The sequence below is a fragment of the Sporolactobacillus pectinivorans genome (genome assembly GCF_002802965.1).
GTDB classification, from domain to species: Bacteria; Bacillota; Bacilli; order Bacillales; family Sporolactobacillaceae; genus Sporolactobacillus; species Sporolactobacillus pectinivorans.
Window position 1 is genome coordinate 3,395,647 of record NZ_NXGA01000001.1, and the last position, 20,995, is coordinate 3,416,641.

The window sequence follows — 20,995 nt, forward strand, 5'->3', positions numbered from 1 at the left end:
GTAGACAACTTTCAGACGTTCTGTGGATCATGTGGACAACCCAGTGAAAATCCATAAAATGCGCTACGAAAATATGTCAAGTCTGTGGATAACTCTGTGGATGGTGTTCCTAACTTTTTTATAAAAAATATACAAAAATAAGGTTGTTTTTTTACGATTCTTAACATATTATTCTTATTTCGCCCCAATGTAGAAAAAAATCCTTCCGTTGAATCACGCAAGTTCCGATTGGAAGGATTTTTTTACCATATCCCAGGAGACAGAATTCTTTCTACCATTAGATCGTCAAGACTTTTGAAGTGATAGCCCTGTTGTTTCAGTTCTTTGATGACGCGGGGAAGTGCCTCTGCATTATCGCGTGAAACTGTATGAAGCAGTAAAATGGCTCCGGGATGAATCCGTTTCATGATATGATCATACGCATAGTCTGCACCATGTTGCTCATCACGTAGCCAGTCCTTGTAGGCGGCCGACCAGAAAACGCTGATATATCCTTCATCTTTGGCCAGCTTTAGCGAACGCTCGCTAAACGTACCACGCGGCGGACGCAGGTAAGTCATTGTTTTTTTACCCGTCAGTTTCGAGTAGGCTTGCTTCAGTTTCTGAAGCTCCTGCTCATATTTTTCATCGCTGATTTTCGACAAATCCGGATGTCCCCAGGAATGATTGCCGATGATGTGCCCTTCGCGAACCATTCTTTTGACAAGTTCCGGTTGGTCATTGATATAGTGACCGGTGATAAAAAAGGCTGCCGGTACTTTTTCTTTTTTCAGTGTATCAAGAATTTTTGCCGTATAGCCGGCCTCATACCCGTTATCAAACGTGAAATAAATATTTTTGCCCGCTGAGTTTCCAATATAGATTCCATCGTATTTTTTAAGCAGTGCTTCATATTCCGGTTCTGTTGTTGCCGGATGGTTGTTTTTTGCCGGTTTAAAGTACCAGTCTTCCGCTGAGCCCGCATCCGGATGCCAGACGAATCCGGATGCGGCCAGAAGCACCGCAAGAATTATTTTTTTCAAAACTAATCACCTCTCAATTAGGGTGACCCGATTCTTCATGTTTTATGTGGTTTATTTGGTGCCCAATCCTTCCTCCCAGTCATCGCAAAAACGTTTGACTTTGATTTCAAGGTCATCCAGCATACCAAGCAGCTTGTTTAAATCCTCCGGTCCCGCAGAATCTGATTCCAGTGCATTTATCATGTAAGAAAGCAGTCTGATTCTGTTTTTCAGATAGGCCACCTGATCGGATTTTGAGTCTGTTGCTCTTCCCATAAATATGCCCCCTGCAAATGTGTCACTTCATTTCTTATCTACTTTAGCACATTGCCGGGCACAGTTTTCCTCCTGGGCTCATTTGAGCGGAACATATTAGCAAAAGCCAAATCATGCGAATTTTACTGTGCCAAATAACGCAGCGACAAATGATCCTGAATCGGCATCCAGGCACCGATGCCTTGCTGCATAATGTTCTTCACTTCGAGGTTCGCATTGCCGGCTTTGAGCACCAAATACACTTCTCCGTAAGTGATTTTCCCTTTTTCATTGACGGCCGGCACATACCCGTACAAATGACCGATCTGTTTTGCCTGTACCTGGTATGGGCGATCAATCCTTGTTCCGCTGCCGATGATGGTTGAAAAGGAGATCGGCAAATGTGTTTTCTGCATAGCTTTTGCCATAATCAATTGATTGACTTCGTCTTCTTTAGGCACCTCGGCTGTCAGCCCGCCGGTAATCTTTGCCTGAACTTTTTGTACATAGACCAGCTTCTGCCCGCTTTCACTGCCGCGGGCGTCCACAGCGTTATCATTGATTTTCTTGTATTCCCAGTTTACGGAGGTTTCTTTTGACTTATAATTCAACGGCCACTCGCCCAGATATATTTTTGCCGAATAGCCGATCGACCACTTAGAAGGATGGATAGACGACTCATTCAGAAGCCGGATCAATGTCGGATTCTCTATCGGAACATTCGCTGTTTCTAACAATGATTTTGTGCGGCCCCCGGGCACGAGTTCCGATGTATCATGCGACGGATTCGGATACGTGTTCTCCTTGGAAATGTCGACCACAGATTCAGGTAATTTGTCCGGCAGAGGCCCTTTTGCATCAGCGGTCTGAAAACAACAGAGAAGAGCGGCAATACAGCAAAGAAAAGGCAGGATTTTTTTCATATCGGATCGCTCCTTTTTTCCTTATTTTCTTCACGGGGGATGAAAATTATCCGGAATACAAAAAAGCGCCGGCACGGATGTGCACGACGCAAAAAGGCAGAAATAGAGGCCGGTCAGTTAAAAAGGTGCAGCTCCCCGATCCGTTCCGCTGCTTCAGCCAGGCGCTCCGGTTCCGTCAGCAACCCGACACGGATATAATTTTCCCCCAGGGATCCGAAACCGATTCCCGGAGCAACCACGACATGCGCCTTATCCAGCAGATACTCAAAAAACGATTCAGAAGTGTACCCCTTTGGTACCGGAAGCCAGCCGAAGAAAGACCCTTTTGAAGGTACAGCATCCCATCCGATTTTATGAGCGGCATCAAAGAATGCATTGCGCCGCGTTTCATAGCGGCGGACCAGATCGCGGACACAATCCTGCGGTCCAAGCAGCGCTTCGGCACTTGCCTCCTGAATCCCTCCGAACAGGCTGACATAATAGTGATCCTGAATCAGTTCAATCGCCTCAATCACGCTTTTATTCCCTAATGCGAAACCAACCCGCCATCCTGCCATATTATAGGTTTTCGAGAGAGTATACATCTCAACACCGACGTCTTTCGCTCCCGCAGTCTGCAGGAAACTGCGCGGACGGACTCCGTCAAAGCCAAGTGCTCCGTAAGCGAAATCATGAACAACACAAATATGATGTCTGGCTGCAGTCTCGACCGTCTGCTCAAAGAAATCCGCCGGTGCTGTGGCGGCAGTCGGGTTGTTCGGATAATTGAGGAACATCAGTTTCGCCTGATCAAGCACCCGTTCAGACATCGAAGCGTAATCCGGCAAAAAAGCATTTTCTCTTAGCAGCGGCATCTTCTCAACATGAAGATTAGCGAGAGCGAATCCGGACAGATAATCCGGATACCCCGGATCAGGCATCAGCACTGTATCGCCGCTATTCAGCAGGCATTCACCGATCTCAACAAGCCCCGTTTTCGAACCAAACAGAATGGCAACCTCTGTTTTTGGATCAAGATCAACATCGTACTCGCGCTTATAGAAAGCGGCAATTGCTTCCTTAAGAAAGTCATAACCCCGGAATGGTGAATATTTATGATACAGCGGATTCTCCGAAGCCTTCTGCAGCGCACGCACAATATGTCCCGGCGTCGGCTGATCCGGGTTGCCCTGCCCGAGATTGATGACATCGTAGCCCTTGGCGACTGCCGCATTTGTTTTCACCACAAGATGCGCAAAAAATTGTTTAGGAAGCCGGTTTAAAGCGTTTGATTTTGGATAGTTAACCATAAAAGTCCACCTCACTAACTGATAAAGATCATTTTCAAACCGATATAACAACAGATATAATAATAAAGAAACAATTACTGTCATTGTCGAAGAAAAAAATGAATTTGTAAAGCATATTCAGATTTTAATCTTTTTTTATAAAGAATCTCGTGAAGCGAAAAGCAGCAGACAGCTTAACAGAGCCATAAAGAAACCCGTCAACAGTTTTGAACTGAACGCCGATTGGAGGAGAAAAAATGAAAATGGTGCTGATGCAATTAGACATCGCTTTCGGGGAACCGGAAAAAAATATTCGGCACGCTGAAAAACTGATGCGTGAAACGCTCAGAGAAAAAACAGATGTCATGATCCTGCCCGAGCTGTGGACCACAGGCTATGATCTGAAAAATTTGGATCATACTGCGGACGCAGAGGGTGAAAAAATAAAAAAAATCGCCGGTGCATGGGCAAGAAATATGAATGCCAATGTCATAGCCGGATCGATTGCCCAAAAAACGGAGTCCGGCATATTCAATACGCTATTTGTTTTCAACAGGGAGGGCACCCGTATCAAAGAGTACAGTAAAGCCCATCTTTTCCGGTTAATGAACGAAGAAAAGTTTCTGGAGGCCGGCAAACAGGACGGGCTGTTTATGATTGACGATATTCCGGCAGCCGGTTTTGTTTGTTATGACATCCGCTTTCCGGAGTGGATCCGGAAGCATGTCCTGTCGGGAGCCCGGTTGCTTTTTATCCCAGCCGAGTGGCCAAAACCGCGACTGGATCACTGGCGTACCCTGCTTACCTGCCGCGCAATTGAAAACCAGGCTTATGTGATCGCCTGTAACCGCGCAGGCAGTGATCCGGATAATGTATTTGCGGGACACTCGATGGTGATCAGCCCGTGGGGAGAAATTCTTGCCGAGGCGGGTGAAGAGGAGACCGTGCTTACGGTGGATATAGATCTTTCAGCTGTCGATACTATACGGTCGCGCATTCCGATATTCGAAGACCGCAGGCCCGAGCTTTATTAAACCCGGACAAATCCAGATGACGGCAGATCGCTTTTTTGATGCTTGTTGAGCGCTTATTTCACATGTGAAAGGATATCAGAATGGATTCCCGTTTTTATCACTCATTTCGATTTTCGTTATTAATTGGCTCAGTATTTATCTGCGGCACTGCAGAAGGCATGCTACTTCCACTGATCGCATCCCTGCTGGAAAAAGAAGGTGTTCCGCCGATAGTCAACGGTGCGGGGACAACCGCGCTTTATCTCGGGATGCTGCTGTCTCTTCCCTTTATGGAAAAACCTATGCAGAAACTCGGCTACAAAACATTCCTGTTCACAGGATTGATGTTGATCACCCTGTCACTTTTTCTTTTCCCGCTTTGGTTTAATCTAGGGTTCTGGTTCATTTTGCGGCTTGCAGTCGGCATTGGCGACAGTATGCTTCATTTTGCCGCACAAACCTGGATCACGATCAGAAGCCCCAGCAAAAAAAGGGGACAAAATATTGCGATGTATGGTTTGTCTTTCGGGCTTGGATTTGCCGCCGGCCCTCTGCTTGTTCGTTTGCTCGTTTTCGGCACAGCCGTTCCTTTTATAACCAGTGCCGTGCTCTGTCTTGTCTTTCTCCTCCCGCTTCTTCTTTTGAAAAATGAATATCCGGAGAAAACCGCTCCGAAGGGGCATTCGCTCAAATACGGATTACTGCGGTACAAGCAAGCCATCGCCGCTGTATGGTCCGGCCTGGTCGCCACTTTCGGGTACGGATTTATGGAAGCTTCGCTCAATAACAGCTTCCCTGTTTTTGCTTTAAGAAGCGGATTTGGACTGGATGACGTTTCTTCACTGCTCCCGATTTTTGTTGCCGGAGGACTGCTGACGCAGTTTCCAATCGGCATGATCGGGGATCGGATTGGCCGGAAAATTCTCCTTCCTCTGCTTTCTTTACTTGGTGCGGCAGCATTCGCTCTCTCAGGAGTGATGTCCGCAAGCTACTACGGGCTTTTTTTTACATTCCTTGCAGCAGGTATGCTGATCGGTTCACTCTACTCGCTCAGCATGAGCTATGTCAGTGACATGCTTGATCGGCCGCTGATTCCGCTTGGCAACATCCTGATGAGCTTCTGCTACAGCATCGGATGCATGGCCGGGCCGGTTGCAAGCAACTCATTGATCAGACCTTTTCCAAGAGGCGGCCTTTTTTTCGGCATCTCATTCATCCTGCTCATTGTCTCTCTCAGCTCAAGTCTCCAGCGAAAACGCCACACAGGAAAGAAACAGCCGGCCGTGACTCAGAGTACGGAGACTGCCCGCTCATGAGAGAAAAGCGGTCGATCAATCGAATCCACCGGTACGCCTTCCGGTCAGACGCATACCCTGTTAAGGCAGGGCACTGAACAGGGCTGCCCCAAGGAGGAGTGTCTTTTGAAAAAAATTCTGATACTGCCTGACCTGGCATTAGCGACTCATTGGATGAACCGGCCTGTTACGCGGGAAGAACTGATCGGCAAACCGCTGCTGATTCATTTCTGGTCGGTCAGCTGCCATAAATGCAAGCAAGCCCTGCCGGTCATCCAGGCGATCCGTGACCGGTACGCGGGCACCTTGAATACTGTCGCAATTCACCTGCCTCTTTCCGAAAGTGATCGCGATATTAATGAAGTGGCTCGCATTTGCGCGATGTACGGAATCAGTGAGCCTCTCTTGATTGACAACACCCGTCAGATTGCCGGTGCATTTGACAATCGCTATGTTCCGGCTTACTACCTGTTTGATAGTTGGGGAAATCTGGCTGAATACCATCTTGGCGAGCGCGGGGCGCTGAGAATCCAGGGCGCTGCTGACCGCCTGCTGACGTCATTTTGAAAAGAAAATGAACACCTTATTCTTGAAAAAACGTACCATACTAAAAAGCACATGGCCAATTAACGCGCCGGTCACATTCAGCAATATGTCGTCAATATCAAAAATCCGTGCGGCAAACAGATATTGTGCCGTTTCGATAAATAAGCTGAGCACGAACCCAAGCAATAGCGTCAGAAGAAAAAAACGCACTTTGAAAAATAGAAGCGGGAACAGCACGCCCATGGGAATAAAGAGGATCACATTCCCCAACACATTTTTCAGTATCAATTCTGGTTCTCTGCTCTTCAGCATAAGCTGGATGCTGCTGAAAATTTCTAAATTAACGGACTGTCCGTAAGTATAGTAATTATGCGTGAACAGTGTAAGGATGAGCAGTGTCGTTAGATAACAGACGAACAGTACAATAAACAGCGGTCGTTTCTTTGTTATTTTCAGCAACCGGCACGCCCCCCTGTACTGCTATAAATATGAGGCACAGCCGTTTCTCATGACCAGCTTGTTCCGTCATCTGACTGCCTCTTATTTTTCATTTTGGAAGCCTGTTTTCTTGTCCGTGACCAAGTGATAACAGATCGCATTAATCTGGCCGCCAAGAATCACCGTGAAAGCGGTCAGATAAAACCAGACCATCAATATAATAATTCCGCCGAGTGTGCCATAGGTGGACGTATAGTGCCCAAAATAGCGTACGTAGAAAGAAAAAGCGTAGGATGCCAGCTGCCAGCCAAGTCCTGCGACCACGGCGCCAATCATGACGTCTTTCAATTTCAAACGCATGTTAGGTCCGAGGCTATAGAGAAATGCGAAGATGATAATGATCACGGCAAAAGTGACAAAAGTGCTGATCACCGACCACAAATCGGTGAATGTATCAGGCATGCCCAGCTGGTGAAAAAGCGTCTCCGCCCACGCTACCGAAGCGACGTTTACAGCCAGTGTCATCGCAATCGCAAAAACCATGGCTACAGTTAAACATACCGCCAAAACCTGTATTACGATAAAAGAGCGCGTTTCCCTGACATGATAAGCCCGGTTCAGCGTGCGGATTAGGGCATTCACCGCACCTGACGCGGGCCAGAGGGTAGCGATCACACCAATTGAAAGCAGGCCCCCGCTTTTTGTAAACACGCTGCCAAGGTTCTGCCTGATCAGCGACATGACTTCTCCCGGCAGGTACTGACCGAGAAACAGAATCAGCTGCTCCTGTGTCAGCCCGAGATATGGGAGAATGGCAAATAAAAAAATCACAAGCGGAAAAAGTGACAACAAAAAATAATAGGCCAATGTTGCCGCCAGATCCACTGTGTGATCTTCAACAAAACGTTTGCTGAGAAACTTAACAAATATCTCTATTTCTTTGAGCTTTCTTCTCTTCCCCACGTTTCTCATCCCCAAATTATTCCCTTTTCTCTATTAGGGATTGAATGACGAATGGCTGCTGTGATTTTTCCTGGAGCCGTTGTTTCCTGATGCCTTAATCTTTCGGTCCGTCGCAGGCTGTTTCGGCATTGTTCCGGGATTCGGCACCGAAGTTTCATTCTCGAGACGCTGCAGTGCATCTTGTTCCGAATCAACCAGAACAGGATCATCAAAACGGGCAATATTCTGTCCGGCACGCCTGATTTTTCCAGCCATTTCCGTGATTTCATTACCGGCTTCCATCACGTATTGGTAAGTGTTTCCTGTGCTGGTTCTGGCCTTGCCTGCACAATCGACCATCTGCTGGAAATCTTCTGAGACTTCGCGTGCAAGCCCTTTGATCCGCGTTCCGGTTACTGTCAGATATCGGCCAACCTGATCCGGATGCCTGTAAACGGTCTGAATCAGCTTGCCGCTGTTTGTCGCCGCTGTTGACAGACGGTTTCCCCATACCGACCGGGTTTCACGGCCAAACAGAGACAAACTGCAACCGATCACGCCTCCGATCAGCATAAACATGCCCATCCGGCTTCTGCCATAAATGCTCATCAGACTCTGCCTCCTTGCAGTTTAAATAATCCTTAAAGGATTACATGTTTAGTCTGCGCAGTGGTTCTGATTAATATAGAGGAAAAAGAAGCCTGGGTCTGTAAAAATTTAGAACGGCGGTGTCCATCCCCTCAAGAGTTCTTCGAGCAACACGTTAGTCCCCTTGTCGATCAACCGATAAACTTCATCAAACCTGCCGGTATAATAAGGGTCAGGTACATCCCTTCCACCACGGTCATCCAGCAGCTGCATAAAGCGGCTGATTTTCTTATTTGTCGATGGATCAATTCCTGCCATCCGAAATAGATCCTGTTCATTCATCCGATCCATGGCGATAATCTGGTCAAATCGCAGCAGATCATCAGCAGTAACCGTACGCGCCTGAATGCCACTGAATGTAATTCCGGCTCTGTTCAATATTTTTCTTGTCCCGGGATGCGGTACATCACCGGTATGCCAATTTCCTGTCCCTGCTGAATCCACTTGGATTCTGTCCGCGGCACCACACTTATTGACTTTGTCGCGAAAGACAGCCTCTGCCATCGGCGATCGGCAAATATTGCCGAGGCAAACGAAAAGTACGCGAATCATTTTACATCATCCTTATTTTAACGCTGAATAGCCAGGTCTGAAAACGATTGCTTTTGTAAATGCTATCCTTGATGCTGAATCATTTATCCTCAACCTTTATCTTAATGATAACAATTAATTTTCTGAACAACAAAAACGGAGAATGATTACAAATTGTTTTCTTATGCTACAATGATGAGTAAAAAAACAGTAAGGAGATAAAAATGAAAACACTGAATCAGCAGTGGAATCTGGATCCGATTTTCAAAGGCGGAAGCAACTCTGCCGATTATAAAGAGTTTCTGGATCAGTTGGAAAATGACATTGCGGACTACAAAAAAGGCCTGAAAGTAAGAACCCATCCTTTCACTGCAGACAGCGCCAATGATTTTCGCAAGTGTGTGCTCAATTATGAAAACCTGGATCAAAGACTGGGCGAGGCGGCTGCGTTTTCCGAATGCCTGAACGCTCAAAATATGAAGGACGAGAAGGCAACATCACTCAGCAACCGCATACAAAGTTTATCCGCAGACTTCAATTCATGCAGCACACTGCTGAATACAATACTTCGTACGATTTCGGACGAGGACTGGAAGATTCTGACCGGGGCAGGAATGGAAGAGATACGCTTCGCTCTTCAGGAGAGAAGAAACCTTTCAAAAAAGAAACTTCCTTCCGAGCAGGAAGAATTGATCGGCAGCCTTTCCGTCGATGGTTATCACGCCTGGGGCAATCTATACTATGCACTGGTGGGAAAAATCAAAATCCCATTGGATCATCCGGAAAAGGGAAAAGAAGTACTTTCAGTCAGCCAGGTAAACAATCTGCTTGACGATGCTGATCGCAGCATCCGTAAATCAGCATTCGAAGTGCTTGAATCTTCATGGTCAGATAGCGGGGACTTGTTTGCCGCGACACTGAACCACGTCGCAGGCTACCGCCTTTCGGCTTATAAAGCCAGAGGCTGGGATGATGTTCTGGACGAACCGCTGGACTACAACCGCATGTCCCGCGAGACTCTGGATATGATGTGGCAGACCACAAACGAATATAAACCTGAATTGGTAAAATTTCTTGACCGGAAAGCTCAGCTGCTCGGACTGAAAAAACTATCCTGGTTCGATGTCGATGCTCCACTCACCCGCAGCAGTAAAAAAATTTCATATGAAGAAGCTGCAGGCTTTGTCGTTGACAACTTCAAAACGTTCAACCCGAAAATGGCGGATTTTGCGAAAAATGCACTGGAAAACCGCTGGATTGAAGCGGAAAACCGCAGCAACAAGCGGCCGGGCGGTTTCTGCACGAGTTTTCCGATCACCGGCCAGTCACGCATCTTCATGACGTTCAGTGGAACAGCAGCGAACACTTCAACCATTGCCCATGAACTCGGCCATGCTTACCATCAGTCAGTTATGAATAACCTGCCCTATCTCTCCCAGCATTACGCGATGAATGTGGCAGAGACCGCATCGACATTTTCAGAAATGATCGTCGGCGATGCTGCGGCATCGGCAGCCAAAACTAAAGATGAGAAGCTGGCATTCCTAAGCAATAAACTGGAACGCAGCATCGCACTGCTGATGAATATCCATGCACGTTTTCTTTTTGAAACGCGTTTTTATGGCGAACGGAAAAAGGGCATGGTCAGTGTGGAGCGTCTGAATGACTTAATGCTTCAAGCGCAAAAAGAAGCTTATTTGGACTCGCTCGATGTCTATCATCCGACATTCTGGGCATCCAAACTCCACTTTTATATCACAGATTGGCCTTTCTACAACTTTCCTTATACTTTCGGCTTCCTCTTCAGTACAGGCATTTACGTACGCGCCTTGAAAGAAGGAAAATCATTTGCTGAAAAATATGATGCGCTGCTTCGCGATACGGGCAGAATGACTACCGAACAACTGGCTGAAAAACATCTCGGTGCAGATCTTACTTCACCTGATTTCTGGCGTACGGCGCTCGACTACTGCCTTCGGGATGTGAATGAATTCTTAGCTTTAACTGAGTGATGTGCAAGACGGATCAGGAAATTCGTCAAGATAAACTCTCTGCATGGACAAAAAACCCTTTTGATTATAGAATGATGAAGTGGTAATCAATAATAATTTTAATTAATAATTCATGCTGTCACCTAACGGATGACAGCATGTTCCGTTTTAAGAGCTATGAAGATGATTACCATTATCAATTAGAGATATTTTTTTCACTCTTCAACTGTAAGAAAGTTAGCAAATGCCAACAATGAAAAGAGGTTATCTGTCATGGGACAAGGAAAGAGCGGAATGAATCAGAAATTGAATGTACTTCGGGCCGGCGTTCTTGGAGCAAATGACGGCATTGTATCAACAGCCGGAATCGTTATCGGTGTTGCCGGGGCAACTACAAACACGATGACGCTGGTTATTTCAGGCTTGGCCGGTCTTGTTTCCGGTGCCCTTTCCATGGGCGGGGGTGAATATGTTTCAGTCAGCACACAGAAGGACACAGAAAAAGCAGTTGTCGCTGCAGAGGAAGCCGAACTTAAAGATGACTATGAAGGTGAAATCAACGAACTCGCAAAAATTTATGAAAAAAACGGGCTTTCTGAAGAACTTTCTAGAAAAGTTGCCATTGAACTGATGAGTAAAGATGCGCTCGGCGCACACGCTGCAGCAGAACTGGGTGTGAACCCGGCTGATCTTGTCAATCCATGGCATGCCGCATTTTCATCAATGATTTCTTTTGCGATCGGAGCGATTCTTCCTTTTCTGTTCATTGTCCTGATGCCGATTTCCGTGCGTGTTATTTTTACGGTCATAGCAGTTCTGCTTGCTCTGGCGCTGACGGGATTCGTCAGCGCTAAACTGGGTGGAGCGGCGAGCCGGCCGGCAATTGCCAGGAATGTGATTGTCGGTGCGCTGACCATGACCATTACTTACACCGTCGGTCATCTTTTATAAAATAACCGCAGAATAGAATCATCGGCAATTTCCTTCGCCCGCGGGGAAATTGCTTTTTTGTCTCTATAAAAAAGCACAAAATTTTAACTGATTTGATTATAGTATAAGCGGCCGAACAGACATCGGATCTTCGACTAAGAACGTGCATGTCCTGTGCACAACGTCGAAGTCACCGCATCCTGCTGAAGTACGTCCTCCTGTGGCATGTTCGGCATTAGGCCGTCACAACTAAGGCTCAGCCTGCGCCAGAGGTTTGGTTTTGCCAAGTTTTCTTTATGAGGAACCTACTCTTCCCCCTTCCGCAAATTTTTCAGCTATAATGACTATATATTGCATAAAGGACAGCCAACAATTCAGGATGGAAAAGTTGTGCATCTCAGAGAGGAGAATGGTTTTGAATTTGGAGGGCGAAGACTTGATTCACCGTATCCGCACGGCTTCTAAAAAAGAGCCGGCAGATTTAGTGATAAAAAATGGAAAGGTGGTCGACGTTTTCAGCGGGAAACTGATTGAGGCTGATATCGCGATTACAGGCGGCACCATTATCGGACTGGGAAGTTACGAGGGAAAAAGGATTTTGAATGCGGAAGGAAAGATCGTCAGCCCCGCCCTGATTGACGGGCACGTGCATATTGAGTCCTCAATGCTGACGCCGGGAGCGTTCGCCGGCGTACTTGCCGCTCATGGAGTTACATCAGCGGTGACCGATCCGCATGAAATTGCCAATGTACTTGGTGCAGACGGAATCCGTTTTATGCTGGAACGTGCGGCGGACAGCCTGATCGATATCTATGTCATGCTGCCCTCTTCGGTACCGGCTACTTCGTTTGAACACAACGGTGCCACGCTTCACGCTGAAGATCTCGAACCGCTTTTTGAAAATGATCATGTGCTTGGGCTTGCCGAAGTGATGGATTTTCCGGCCGTTCTGAACGCCGATCCGCTGATGGTCGAAAAGCTGCTGATGACCCGCAGACATTCATGGAGGATCGACGGTCATGCGGCCGGACTGGATGCGGACGGGGTGAATGTATATAAAGCTGCCGGCATCCGAACCGACCATGAGTGCGTAAACATTGATGAAGCGAAAGATCGCCTGTCGCGCGGCATGTACATCATGATCCGCCAGGGCACGGTGGCCAAGGATCTGCCGCAGCTGATCGGGCTTGTCGATGAAACGAACAGCAGGCGCTTCCTGTTCTGCACGGATGACAAATACACAGACGATTTGATCTCAGAAGGCAGTGTCGACTACAACGTCCGAATGGCGATCCGCAGCGGGCTCGACCCGATTACCTGCATCAAAATGGCTTCCCTCAACGCTGCGGAATGCTACGGGCTGCGCACAAAAGGGGCAATTGCACCGGGCTACGAAGCGAATTTTCTGCTGCTTGACGACCTGGACAGCTTCTCCATAGATAAAGTCTACGTCCGTGGCGTACTTGTCTCTGAAAACGGGAAAGCAGTCATGAAACATTCAGCGCACACTGTAAAAGCTGAGGATCATCCTTTGATCCTGCCCGAGCTGACACCGGAAAAATTCCGGATTAAAATCGGTCCAACGCAAAAAGCGCACGTGATTGAGATCATCCCGAACAGTCTGGTTACTCGTGACACTGTTGAAAAAGTGCCTGTTCAGGACGGCAATTTTTCTTCTTCTGAAAGAGAAGATTTGCTGAAAATGGCCGTCATTGAACGCCACAAGGGCCTCGGAACAATCGGATTGGGCATTGTCAAAGGCTTTGGATTGAAATCCGGAGCAATTGCCACAACTATCGCCCATGATTCCCATAACCTGGTCGTCACCGGATATAGTGATTCGGATATGATCGCAGCTGCTGAAAGACTTAAGGCGCTAAAAGGCGGCATGGTGGTCATTAACAAGGGAAAAGTGACGGCGGAACTGGCCCTGCCGATTGCCGGATTAATGACCGACGCAGCTGCTGAAGAGGTGGCGGAAAAACTGGCGGTGTTAAGACAGGCGGCCGCGGCACTGGGGGCCTCTGAATCATTCAACCCGTTCCTGACCTTGTCCTTTCTCAGCCTTCCGGTCATTCCCGATCTGAAGCTGACAGACACCGGACTGTTTGATGTGCGCACCTTCTGCCACATTCCGGTTTCCGCCGGCTGACGGCTTTTAATATCAAGGAGGTTTCTGTTTTTGTCACTGCCTGAATTGTTCATCAAAAAAATGTCTCATTTGCTGGGTCGTGAGTCAGAAACTTTTTTTAAAACTTATGACCAGAAACGCACATTTGGATTGCGTGCGAACCTGCTGAAGATCACAGCAGATCAATTGAAAAATATTTCAAGATTTCATCTTCGGTCCGTCCCGTTTTGCTCTGCAGGTTTTTACTATACAGAATCGGATGAGCCTGGGAAGCACCCTTTTCATCAGGCTGGACTGTATTACATACAGGAGCCCAGTGCAATGTTTGTCGCAGAAACTTTGGATGCGAAACCCGGAGAGCGCGTGCTTGACCTCTGCGCCGCACCTGGGGGAAAATCGACGCAGATCGCTGTTTCGATGCACAACCAAGGCTTGCTCGTCAGCAATGAAATCTATCCGAAACGCGCCAGAGCGCTTTCTGAGAACATAGAACGCATGGGAATTACAAATACACTGGTCACGAACGAAACACCGGAACATCTGGCCGATTATTTCCCGGGCAATTTCGACAAAATTCTCGTTGATGCGCCCTGTTCCGGAGAGGGCATGTTCCGAAAAGATCCGGATGCTATGCGGTACTGGAGCCCGGATCACGTCAGAGCATGTGCCGCGCTCCAGAGTCAGATCCTTGACCATGCATACAGCATGCTGCGGGAAGAGGGTATTCTTGTTTATTCCACATGCACCTTTTCTCCCGAAGAAGACGAGCGGGCGATTGAGCAGTTTTTGGAAAAACATCCAGATCTGGCACTCCTGCCTATTGAAAAAAACAGGGGCATCACAGACGGACAACCGCAATGGATAGATCCAGTAGATCCGGAACTTAGCAAAGCAGCCCGGCTCTGGCCGCACCATCTTGATGGAGAAGGACATTTCGTTGCAAAGCTTCAGAAACACGGTACCGCGCCCACACGAAAAATTAGACTGATGCCGTCTGAAAAAGAAGTGCTGCTTAAAGATTACCGCACGTTTGAGCATCAGACTTTGACAGAAAAATTAAGTGGTGTATTTCACTTTATGGGTAATCAGCTCTTTCTTATTCCTGAAAATTGTCCGGATTTCAGCAAACTGAAAGTGATCCGTGCCGGGCTGCACCTTGGCGAACAAAAGAAAAATCGGTTCGAACCAAATCATGCACTTGCACTGGCTTTGCCGACTAGTTCTTTTCAATTTGTCTTTCCACTGGACACGACAGGCAGCGACTGGGATCATTATCTGCGTGGGGAAACATTGTCATCTCCTACCACCTTGAAAGGTTGGACGGCGGTCACTATTGACAGATTTCCACTGGGCTGGGGAAAAGCTTCAAGCGGCACGCTGAAAAATTTTTACCCGAAAGGGCTGCGCCGTAGAGGTTTAAATCATTGATATTACGGAGGAATTTTTGCCATGCCATTGTTAAAAAGCGGAGAAACCATCGGGCTGATTTCCTGCTCGGACGGATTGCGCCCGGAAGAGCGGCCACTTGTGGAAAATGTGATCCGCGTGCTGACTTCTATGGGACTGAAAGTAAACATGGCCGAGACGATTTATCGACTGGCCGATACCCCATTCAGCGGTTCGCCCGCCCATCGCGCTGGGGAACTGATGCGTCTATTTAAAGATCCAAGTATTAAAGTCATTTTTGATCTATCCGGTGGGGACAGTGCCAACCAGATCCTGCCCTATCTTGATTATGATTCCATTTGTACATCGGATGCCGTATTTGTCGGTATCAGCGATTTATCTGTGCTTAATAATGCCATTTTTACCCGATGCGGAAAAATTTCCTACCATTATCGGATCAAAAACCTGACTGAAACATTTGCCACAGAGCAGAAAACCTTCTTTTTAAATTATTTTATGAAAGATTCTGTTGCTCCTTCTTTCAAGTATCGATGGCTGCGCGGCCATCACATGAACGGTACGGTGATCGGCGGCAATATCCGCTGTCTTCTCAAGCTGGCCGGTACCCGTTTTTTCCCGGATGCAGCGGAAAAAGTCATTTTTCTTGAATCACTGGGCGGCGGTCCCGCACGCATGGCATCACTTCTGGCACAGCTTGATCAGCTCTCTGTGTTCAGCAAATGCAGCGGTATTCTGCTTGGAACTTTTTCAACCTTGCAGCAAAAAGGTTTGACACCTTCGATCGAACGGCTCGTCCTTGAGATCACTGAAAAATACGGTTTGCCAGTGGCTAAGACAGAACAGCTGGGCCACGGTGAAAATGCGGGCTGCCTTCCGATCGGCCGACAGCTTTCTATAGATTGAAACGGCCTCTGAAAACTCTATACCTGTTTATTCACAATATGCCCTCGTAACTGTCCAACTGTCCGTAGACGAAGAATGACTGAACTCTTGTATTCAATCAGCAACATTAGGAGAGGATCACTCAGAATGACAGCAAATGCAGCAATAAATGAAAAAATAAATCATAAATGGTGGGCACTGACAGCCGTCTGCTTCGGGTTGTTCATGTCGCTTCTTGATGTGACTATTGTGAATGTCGCGCTTCCAGCGATACAGCATGATCTGAACGCCAGCTTTTCAAGCCTGGAATGGGTCATCAGCGCCTATACCCTTGTTTTTGCCGTGGTTCTGGTGACCGTCGCAAGGCTTGGCGATATCTTGGGAAGAAAAACTGTATTCATCACGGGGCTGACAATATTTACGGTCGGATCGCTTTTTTGCGGCCTGTCCAGCGAATTCACAATCGGTGGATTATCGCACATGACCACGCTGAACATTTTCCGCGCCGTGCAAGGTCTTGGTGCATCTGCGCTCATGCCTCTTTCGCTAGCTATTCTCTCGGCTACTTTTTCAGGAAAGCAAAGGGGGATTGCGATCGGTATATGGGGCGGCATCAGCGGGCTTGCCACAGCGATCGGCCCGCTCGTCGGCGGATTGCTTGTCGACACGCTGAACTGGCAATCCATTTTTTATGTCAACGTTCCGATTGGATTGATCGGGATCCTTCTGTCCTTATGGGCCATTCGTCAAACCCGTGACGAGAGTGCCACAAGGAAAATCGATATATTCGGATTTGTCACATTCACCGTTTTCATGTTTTGCCTGATCTATGGATTAATAAAAGTCAATGACGCCAGCCTCGGGTGGACATCGCCGTACATCCTGACACTGTGGGCAATCGGGGCTGTCTCGCTCATTGTTTTCATTATCGGCGAATACAGAATTAAGAACCCTATGATTGATCCGCGTTTGTTCAAAATTCCGAGTTTTACAGGATCAGCGATTGCCGGTTTCTGTTTAAGTGCCGGCATGTATGCGCTGCTCCTCTACGTCTCGCTTTATTTACAGAACATCCTGGGATATGACGCACTTCAGGCAGGTTCAAGGCTGATTACATTCAGTGCGCTTTCTCTTCTCCTCGGTCCGGTCGCCGGGATACTGATGGGCAAGATCAGCCCAAAGTGGTTGATTGTTGCCGCCATGGCCTTTTTGGCCTTGGGTGTGTGGCTCATGGGCGGGATCTCCGCGAACGACACGAAAAGCGACTGGATCATTCTGCTGCCTGGATTTATCATTGCCGGCATAGGAAATGGCCTTGTCAACCCGCCAATCTCAAATCTGGCGGTCGGAACTGTCTCCCGCCAGCGAAGTGGCATGGCTTCCGGTGTCAGCAATGTCGCCAGACAAATGGGGATCGCCTTCGGAACCGCGCTTTTCGGTGCTGTTCTTTCAAATCGTTATACAGCATTAATCAAGGAAAAAATAAACAATCTGCATGTTCCGCACCTGACAGATGCTTTGAAGCACACAATCAGCCACGGTATTAGCAATGCCGGCCCCATTGCAGGAAGCACAGGGCTGAGCGGTCCTCAGGCCGCGGCGTTTCGGTTCAATCCTTTATTTAGCACACTGAGAGGAATCGCCCGCTCAGCTTTTGTTGAAGGAACAGTAAGCTTAATTCATATCGCAGCCGTCATCCTTTTCGCAGGCTGCCTTCTCTCACTGATTCTGATCCGAAAGAAAGATTTAACACACTGAAAACCTGTTTGAAAAAAATTCTTTGCTTGTCTCTCTCCGTACATTCGGAGAGTTTTTTCATTTTCAATGATAAATGGCATATAAAATGATGCATACAGCAAGCAGAGGGCTACCGAAAAGGAAGAGCCTGAAGCTGATACCTGCCCGCTGCCCCCTTTCTTGTTGATTCTCGGTCCAATAGTTGGCCCTGTTCTGGTCTCCGTTGACAAATGTTCCGGAAAAAATTCCGGAGATCAGCAGGCTGACAACTGCAATGATTCCTGCGGCTCCGGAAAAAAACAGATGAAAAGGCGTTACTGCACCGATGATCAGCAATAGCACACCTAAACCGATTCCGTAGAGAAAAAATTTCATGCGCATCATCTCCAATACCACAATCATATCAGGAAATTAAAGGATAAAAAAGGAAAAGCTTGCATGTTTAAGCAATATTCAGACTTATATTACTTTTCTTTCATCATTGCCGCATTATGAATATATGTATTCCGTTTACAGGAGGATAGCAACGTGCCAGCAAAATGATTTTGGCCATACCGGTCTTAATGGGTTCCACGGGAAATGAAAAAGGAATTTTTCACGCTGTCACTTTATGGCCCACCCTACCCGCAATTTCTTCATACAGGGCATCAACCCCATCAGCCACCTGGCAGGATGTGCGGAACACCTTAGCCTGCGGATTCAGTGTTTGTACATCTCTTTCCACCTGCTGATCATCGAAATCGAAGAACTGCATCATATCAAATTTATTCAGAACCACCAGGTCCGCTTTGGAAAACAGCAGCGGATACTTGACAACTTTATCGTCACCTTCCGGAATACTGACCAAGCCGATTTTCAGGTCTTCTCCGACTTCAAATTCTGCCGGGCAGACAAGATTGCCGACATTTTCAATGAAAAGCACATCCGTGTCATCCAGATCAAAATAGCCCAGCATCTTCTTCATCGACATAGCCTCGATATGGCACGCACCGCTGGTATTCAGCTGTACAACCGGTACGCCAAGCTGATCCAGTTTTTCCGCATCGACCTGCCCCGCAATGTCGCCTTCGATCACCGCGACTTTGTAACGTGGCTGCAGCTTCTCAATCAGTTTAATAATCAGGCTCGTCTTCCCGGCACCAGGAGCGGCCATGATGTTAATGGCGAACACTTTTTTCTTATTCAGAATCTCTTTAACGTCATTGCTGCAGTCTTCGTTCCAATCCAAGAGCTGTTTGACCACTTTAATCGTGTTCATTACCTTTGCCTCCAAAAAATCTAATGAGGAAATCAACTGTCTATTATTATATAATATTAGAAGCAAGCCGGGTAAAGAATTTTGACATCCGGTTTTCGGAGAGGAACAGATCATGAAAATTGCAGTACTGGATGGTCAGGGCGCCGGACTCGGCCAATCATTGATAAAAAAAATCCGTCAGGAACTACCGCAAAACCTAACGATCATTGCATTGGGCGCCAATACCTTCGCCACGTCGAAAATGGTGCGCGCAGGGGCGGATATAGGTATAAGCGGTGAAAAAGGCTTTTGCTCTTTCTGCCGCCGTGAATCCATTGACTGCATCATTGCACCGATCGGAATGATGCAACCAGGATCGATCCATGGTGAAATTACAAAATCGATGGTTCATGCTTTTTCAGATCTGTCCTGCTGTAAATACCTGATACCCCTCCGTCACCCAAAGATCTGCATCCCGGGCACAGCGAATATTCCAATTAAAGACTGCATGGAAGACATCATCATAGCGATCCGTCATCAGATGAAGCAGTCACTCCTTGAGAAAGTCATTCAGTCCAGCCATATTGATTTTACCTGAATTACCCAAGACATTGAATATAAACAAGGTAATCGGAGAAACAATTTGTGTAATTATTGCACTCCAGTTGGAAAGACAGAAATATATATCGACAACCTCCACACGTTCTCTGGAAAAATCTAAATGCGCGAGTGTATGCGATGAACGGTTCTAATAAAATATAATGAGGATACCTTTGGCTCATATTCCTTCTCTATTTCACCCCACCAAAGTGCAGGGATTTTTTTTGCAGGAATCTTGCACATGTCGAAATAACTTATCGCAGTCATCCAATATCTAATTTCCTCCCTAATAAGACATTAGAGAGCAGATCCCGGTTCAGATCCCCATAGCACCGAACTACAAGAGATTGGGCTGAAACTTACGGTTTGATCACCAAACCGAGCAGACGGGCAAATCCGATTGCCTGCTGCGGTGAAACAATGCAGCCGGCAAGATGCTTCAGATCAACGTTAATCCGGTCGTAGGTGCAGCTGCTGATATCAATCCCTTTAAGTGGACATTCACCAAAGTAAACATCGTCAAGATCGCATGCATTAAATACAGGGGTTTTGAATTTGCAGTCAGCAAAATTAGCGCCTTTCAGTGAGGTGTGATCGAAAGTCACTGTTTTAAACGCTGTATCAACAAAATTACATAAGCCCGCCTGGCAGTTTTCAAAGCTGACATTGCCAAGGCCGGCTTGGGAAAAATCAACTCCAAGCAGTTTACATTCCTTGAAACTTACTCTGTACACTAGCCCATTCTGGAGGCTGGCGTTGGAAAGATTGCAGTTTTCAAAAATCACATCGGTCATGTCAATCTTATACAATTGAGCATTTATCAGGGAAACATTTTTAAAGATTACTTTAGAGAGGACCAAATGATCCACGTGTTCGTCATCCAAGCATGTTCCAGCAACCATACCGTTTCCAAGCGATGGTTCTTCCTGCCCATTGATCTCCTGAAACTCTATCAGTGGCAAATTCGCCGGAAGATCAGGCTTTTTAATTTTCTTTATTTGTTTCATATGAATCGGATCTCCTTCTGAGTGTATATACTTCTCAGTCCAATCATATCGAATGTGTGTTCCCTATTCAATGCTAAATGAATCAAAGGTATAATCAAATAAAATATTATCAGCATTTTGCATGTTTTGCGTACTATTTAATAAATCTCGCAATTTTTTTGCGTGATCCGTGCAAAAAGTTTTCGGTGAAAGAGTAGTAAGAAAAAGTTATGA

21 protein-coding genes are annotated in these 20,995 nt (G+C 46.9%); 10 read left to right on the top strand and 11 right to left on the bottom strand.

Translation table 11 applies throughout. The features are described 5' to 3' along the window. Positions 1-242 precede the first annotated feature (242 nt). The 4 genes from pdaA to COP04_RS16655 all read right to left on the bottom strand — a co-directional run bounded on the left by pdaA (position 243) and on the right by COP04_RS16655 (position 3,468). The gene (pdaA, locus tag COP04_RS16640; RefSeq protein WP_193437430.1) at positions 243-1,022 is read right to left on the bottom strand and encodes a delta-lactam-biosynthetic de-N-acetylase; all 780 of its coding nucleotides are present in this window, start codon (positions 1,020-1,022) and stop codon (positions 243-245) included. A 51-nt stretch (positions 1,023-1,073) separates the two neighbouring features. Further along, on the bottom strand, positions 1,074-1,277 hold the full coding sequence (locus COP04_RS16645) for an SE1561 family protein (protein WP_100489042.1): 204 nt from the start codon (positions 1,275-1,277) through the stop codon (positions 1,074-1,076). 122 nt (positions 1,278-1,399) lie between these two features. After that, positions 1,400-2,179: a YfkD family protein gene (locus COP04_RS16650; protein WP_100489043.1), complete on the bottom strand. Its 780-nt coding sequence runs from the start codon at positions 2,177-2,179 to the stop codon at positions 1,400-1,402. A gap of 113 nt (positions 2,180-2,292) precedes the next feature. After that, entirely contained in the window at positions 2,293-3,468 is a 1,176-nt protein-coding gene (locus COP04_RS16655) for a pyridoxal phosphate-dependent aminotransferase (RefSeq protein WP_100489044.1), read from the bottom strand. A 236-nt stretch (positions 3,469-3,704) separates the two neighbouring features. On the opposite strand from COP04_RS16655, the gene COP04_RS16660 reads away from it, so the two are divergent. The 3 genes from COP04_RS16660 to COP04_RS16670 all read left to right on the top strand — a co-directional run bounded on the left by COP04_RS16660 (position 3,705) and on the right by COP04_RS16670 (position 6,322). Continuing rightward, the gene (locus COP04_RS16660; RefSeq protein WP_100489045.1) at positions 3,705-4,481 is read left to right on the top strand and encodes a carbon-nitrogen family hydrolase; all 777 of its coding nucleotides are present in this window, start codon (positions 3,705-3,707) and stop codon (positions 4,479-4,481) included. An 80-nt stretch (positions 4,482-4,561) separates the two neighbouring features. After that, a complete protein-coding gene (locus tag COP04_RS16665; protein WP_100489046.1) occupies positions 4,562-5,776 on the top strand; it encodes an MFS transporter in 1,215 nt (404 codons plus the stop codon). Between the two features lie 105 nt (positions 5,777-5,881). Next, positions 5,882-6,322 (top strand): TlpA family protein disulfide reductase, encoded by a 441-nt coding sequence (locus COP04_RS16670; protein ID WP_100489047.1) that lies wholly within the window; start codon positions 5,882-5,884, stop codon positions 6,320-6,322. On the opposite strand, the gene COP04_RS16675 is transcribed toward COP04_RS16670, so the two are convergent. The 4 genes from COP04_RS16675 to COP04_RS16690 form a co-directional block, all read right to left on the bottom strand. Next, positions 6,314-6,760: a VanZ family protein gene (locus COP04_RS16675; RefSeq protein ID WP_100489048.1), complete on the bottom strand. Its 447-nt coding sequence runs from the start codon at positions 6,758-6,760 to the stop codon at positions 6,314-6,316. The two genes, COP04_RS16670 and COP04_RS16675, sit on opposite strands and share 9 nt — an antisense overlap. 81 nt (positions 6,761-6,841) lie before the next feature. Next, positions 6,842-7,702, bottom strand: a complete 861-nt coding sequence (locus tag COP04_RS16680) for a YihY/virulence factor BrkB family protein (protein WP_239984912.1) — start codon at positions 7,700-7,702, stop codon at positions 6,842-6,844. Positions 7,703-7,735: 33 nt separating this feature from the next. After that, positions 7,736-8,290 carry a hypothetical protein gene (locus COP04_RS16685; RefSeq protein WP_239984913.1) on the bottom strand — a complete coding sequence of 185 codons (555 nt, stop codon included), beginning with the start codon at positions 8,288-8,290 and terminating at the stop codon, positions 7,736-7,738. Between the two features lie 108 nt (positions 8,291-8,398). After that, positions 8,399-8,881, bottom strand: coding sequence for a low molecular weight protein-tyrosine-phosphatase (locus COP04_RS16690; RefSeq protein ID WP_100489050.1), 483 nt, complete (start codon positions 8,879-8,881; stop codon positions 8,399-8,401). Between the two features lie 203 nt (positions 8,882-9,084). Between COP04_RS16690 and COP04_RS16695 the strand changes: the two genes are divergently transcribed. The 6 genes from COP04_RS16695 (at position 9,085) to COP04_RS16720 (ending at position 17,959) form a co-directional block, all read left to right on the top strand. After that, positions 9,085-10,872, top strand: coding sequence for a M3 family oligoendopeptidase (locus tag COP04_RS16695; RefSeq protein WP_100489051.1), 1,788 nt, complete (start codon positions 9,085-9,087; stop codon positions 10,870-10,872). 252 nt (positions 10,873-11,124) lie between these two features. Beyond that, positions 11,125-11,802, top strand: coding sequence for a VIT1/CCC1 transporter family protein (locus COP04_RS16700; protein ID WP_100489052.1), 678 nt, complete (start codon positions 11,125-11,127; stop codon positions 11,800-11,802). Positions 11,803-12,190: 388 nt separating this feature from the next. Next, positions 12,191-13,933 carry an adenine deaminase gene (ade, locus tag COP04_RS16705; protein WP_100489053.1) on the top strand — a complete coding sequence of 581 codons (1,743 nt, stop codon included), beginning with the start codon at positions 12,191-12,193 and terminating at the stop codon, positions 13,931-13,933. Between the two features lie 30 nt (positions 13,934-13,963). Next, positions 13,964-15,340, top strand: a complete 1,377-nt coding sequence (locus tag COP04_RS16710; protein WP_100489054.1) for an RsmF rRNA methyltransferase first C-terminal domain-containing protein — start codon at positions 13,964-13,966, stop codon at positions 15,338-15,340. 21 nt (positions 15,341-15,361) lie between these two features. Next, on the top strand, positions 15,362-16,222 hold the full coding sequence (locus COP04_RS16715) for an LD-carboxypeptidase (protein ID WP_100489055.1): 861 nt from the start codon (positions 15,362-15,364) through the stop codon (positions 16,220-16,222). 126 nt (positions 16,223-16,348) lie between these two features. Continuing rightward, a complete protein-coding gene (locus COP04_RS16720; RefSeq protein WP_157800353.1) occupies positions 16,349-17,959 on the top strand; it encodes an MFS transporter in 1,611 nt (536 codons plus the stop codon). A 63-nt stretch (positions 17,960-18,022) separates the two neighbouring features. Here the strand turns inward: COP04_RS16720 and COP04_RS16725 are convergent, their stop codons facing one another. After that, positions 18,023-18,313: a DUF5316 domain-containing protein gene (locus tag COP04_RS16725; protein ID WP_100489057.1), complete on the bottom strand. Its 291-nt coding sequence runs from the start codon at positions 18,311-18,313 to the stop codon at positions 18,023-18,025. A 220-nt stretch (positions 18,314-18,533) separates the two neighbouring features. Then, the gene (gene hypB, locus COP04_RS16730; RefSeq protein ID WP_100489058.1) at positions 18,534-19,196 is read right to left on the bottom strand and encodes a hydrogenase nickel incorporation protein HypB; all 663 of its coding nucleotides are present in this window, start codon (positions 19,194-19,196) and stop codon (positions 18,534-18,536) included. Between the two features lie 112 nt (positions 19,197-19,308). On the opposite strand from hypB, the gene COP04_RS16735 reads away from it, so the two are divergent. Continuing rightward, positions 19,309-19,773: a DUF3842 family protein gene (locus COP04_RS16735; RefSeq protein ID WP_100489059.1), complete on the top strand. Its 465-nt coding sequence runs from the start codon at positions 19,309-19,311 to the stop codon at positions 19,771-19,773. A gap of 361 nt (positions 19,774-20,134) precedes the next feature. On the opposite strand, the gene COP04_RS16740 is transcribed toward COP04_RS16735, so the two are convergent. After that, the gene (locus COP04_RS16740; RefSeq protein ID WP_100489060.1) at positions 20,135-20,782 is read right to left on the bottom strand and encodes a pentapeptide repeat-containing protein; all 648 of its coding nucleotides are present in this window, start codon (positions 20,780-20,782) and stop codon (positions 20,135-20,137) included. Positions 20,783-20,995 lie beyond the last annotated feature (213 nt).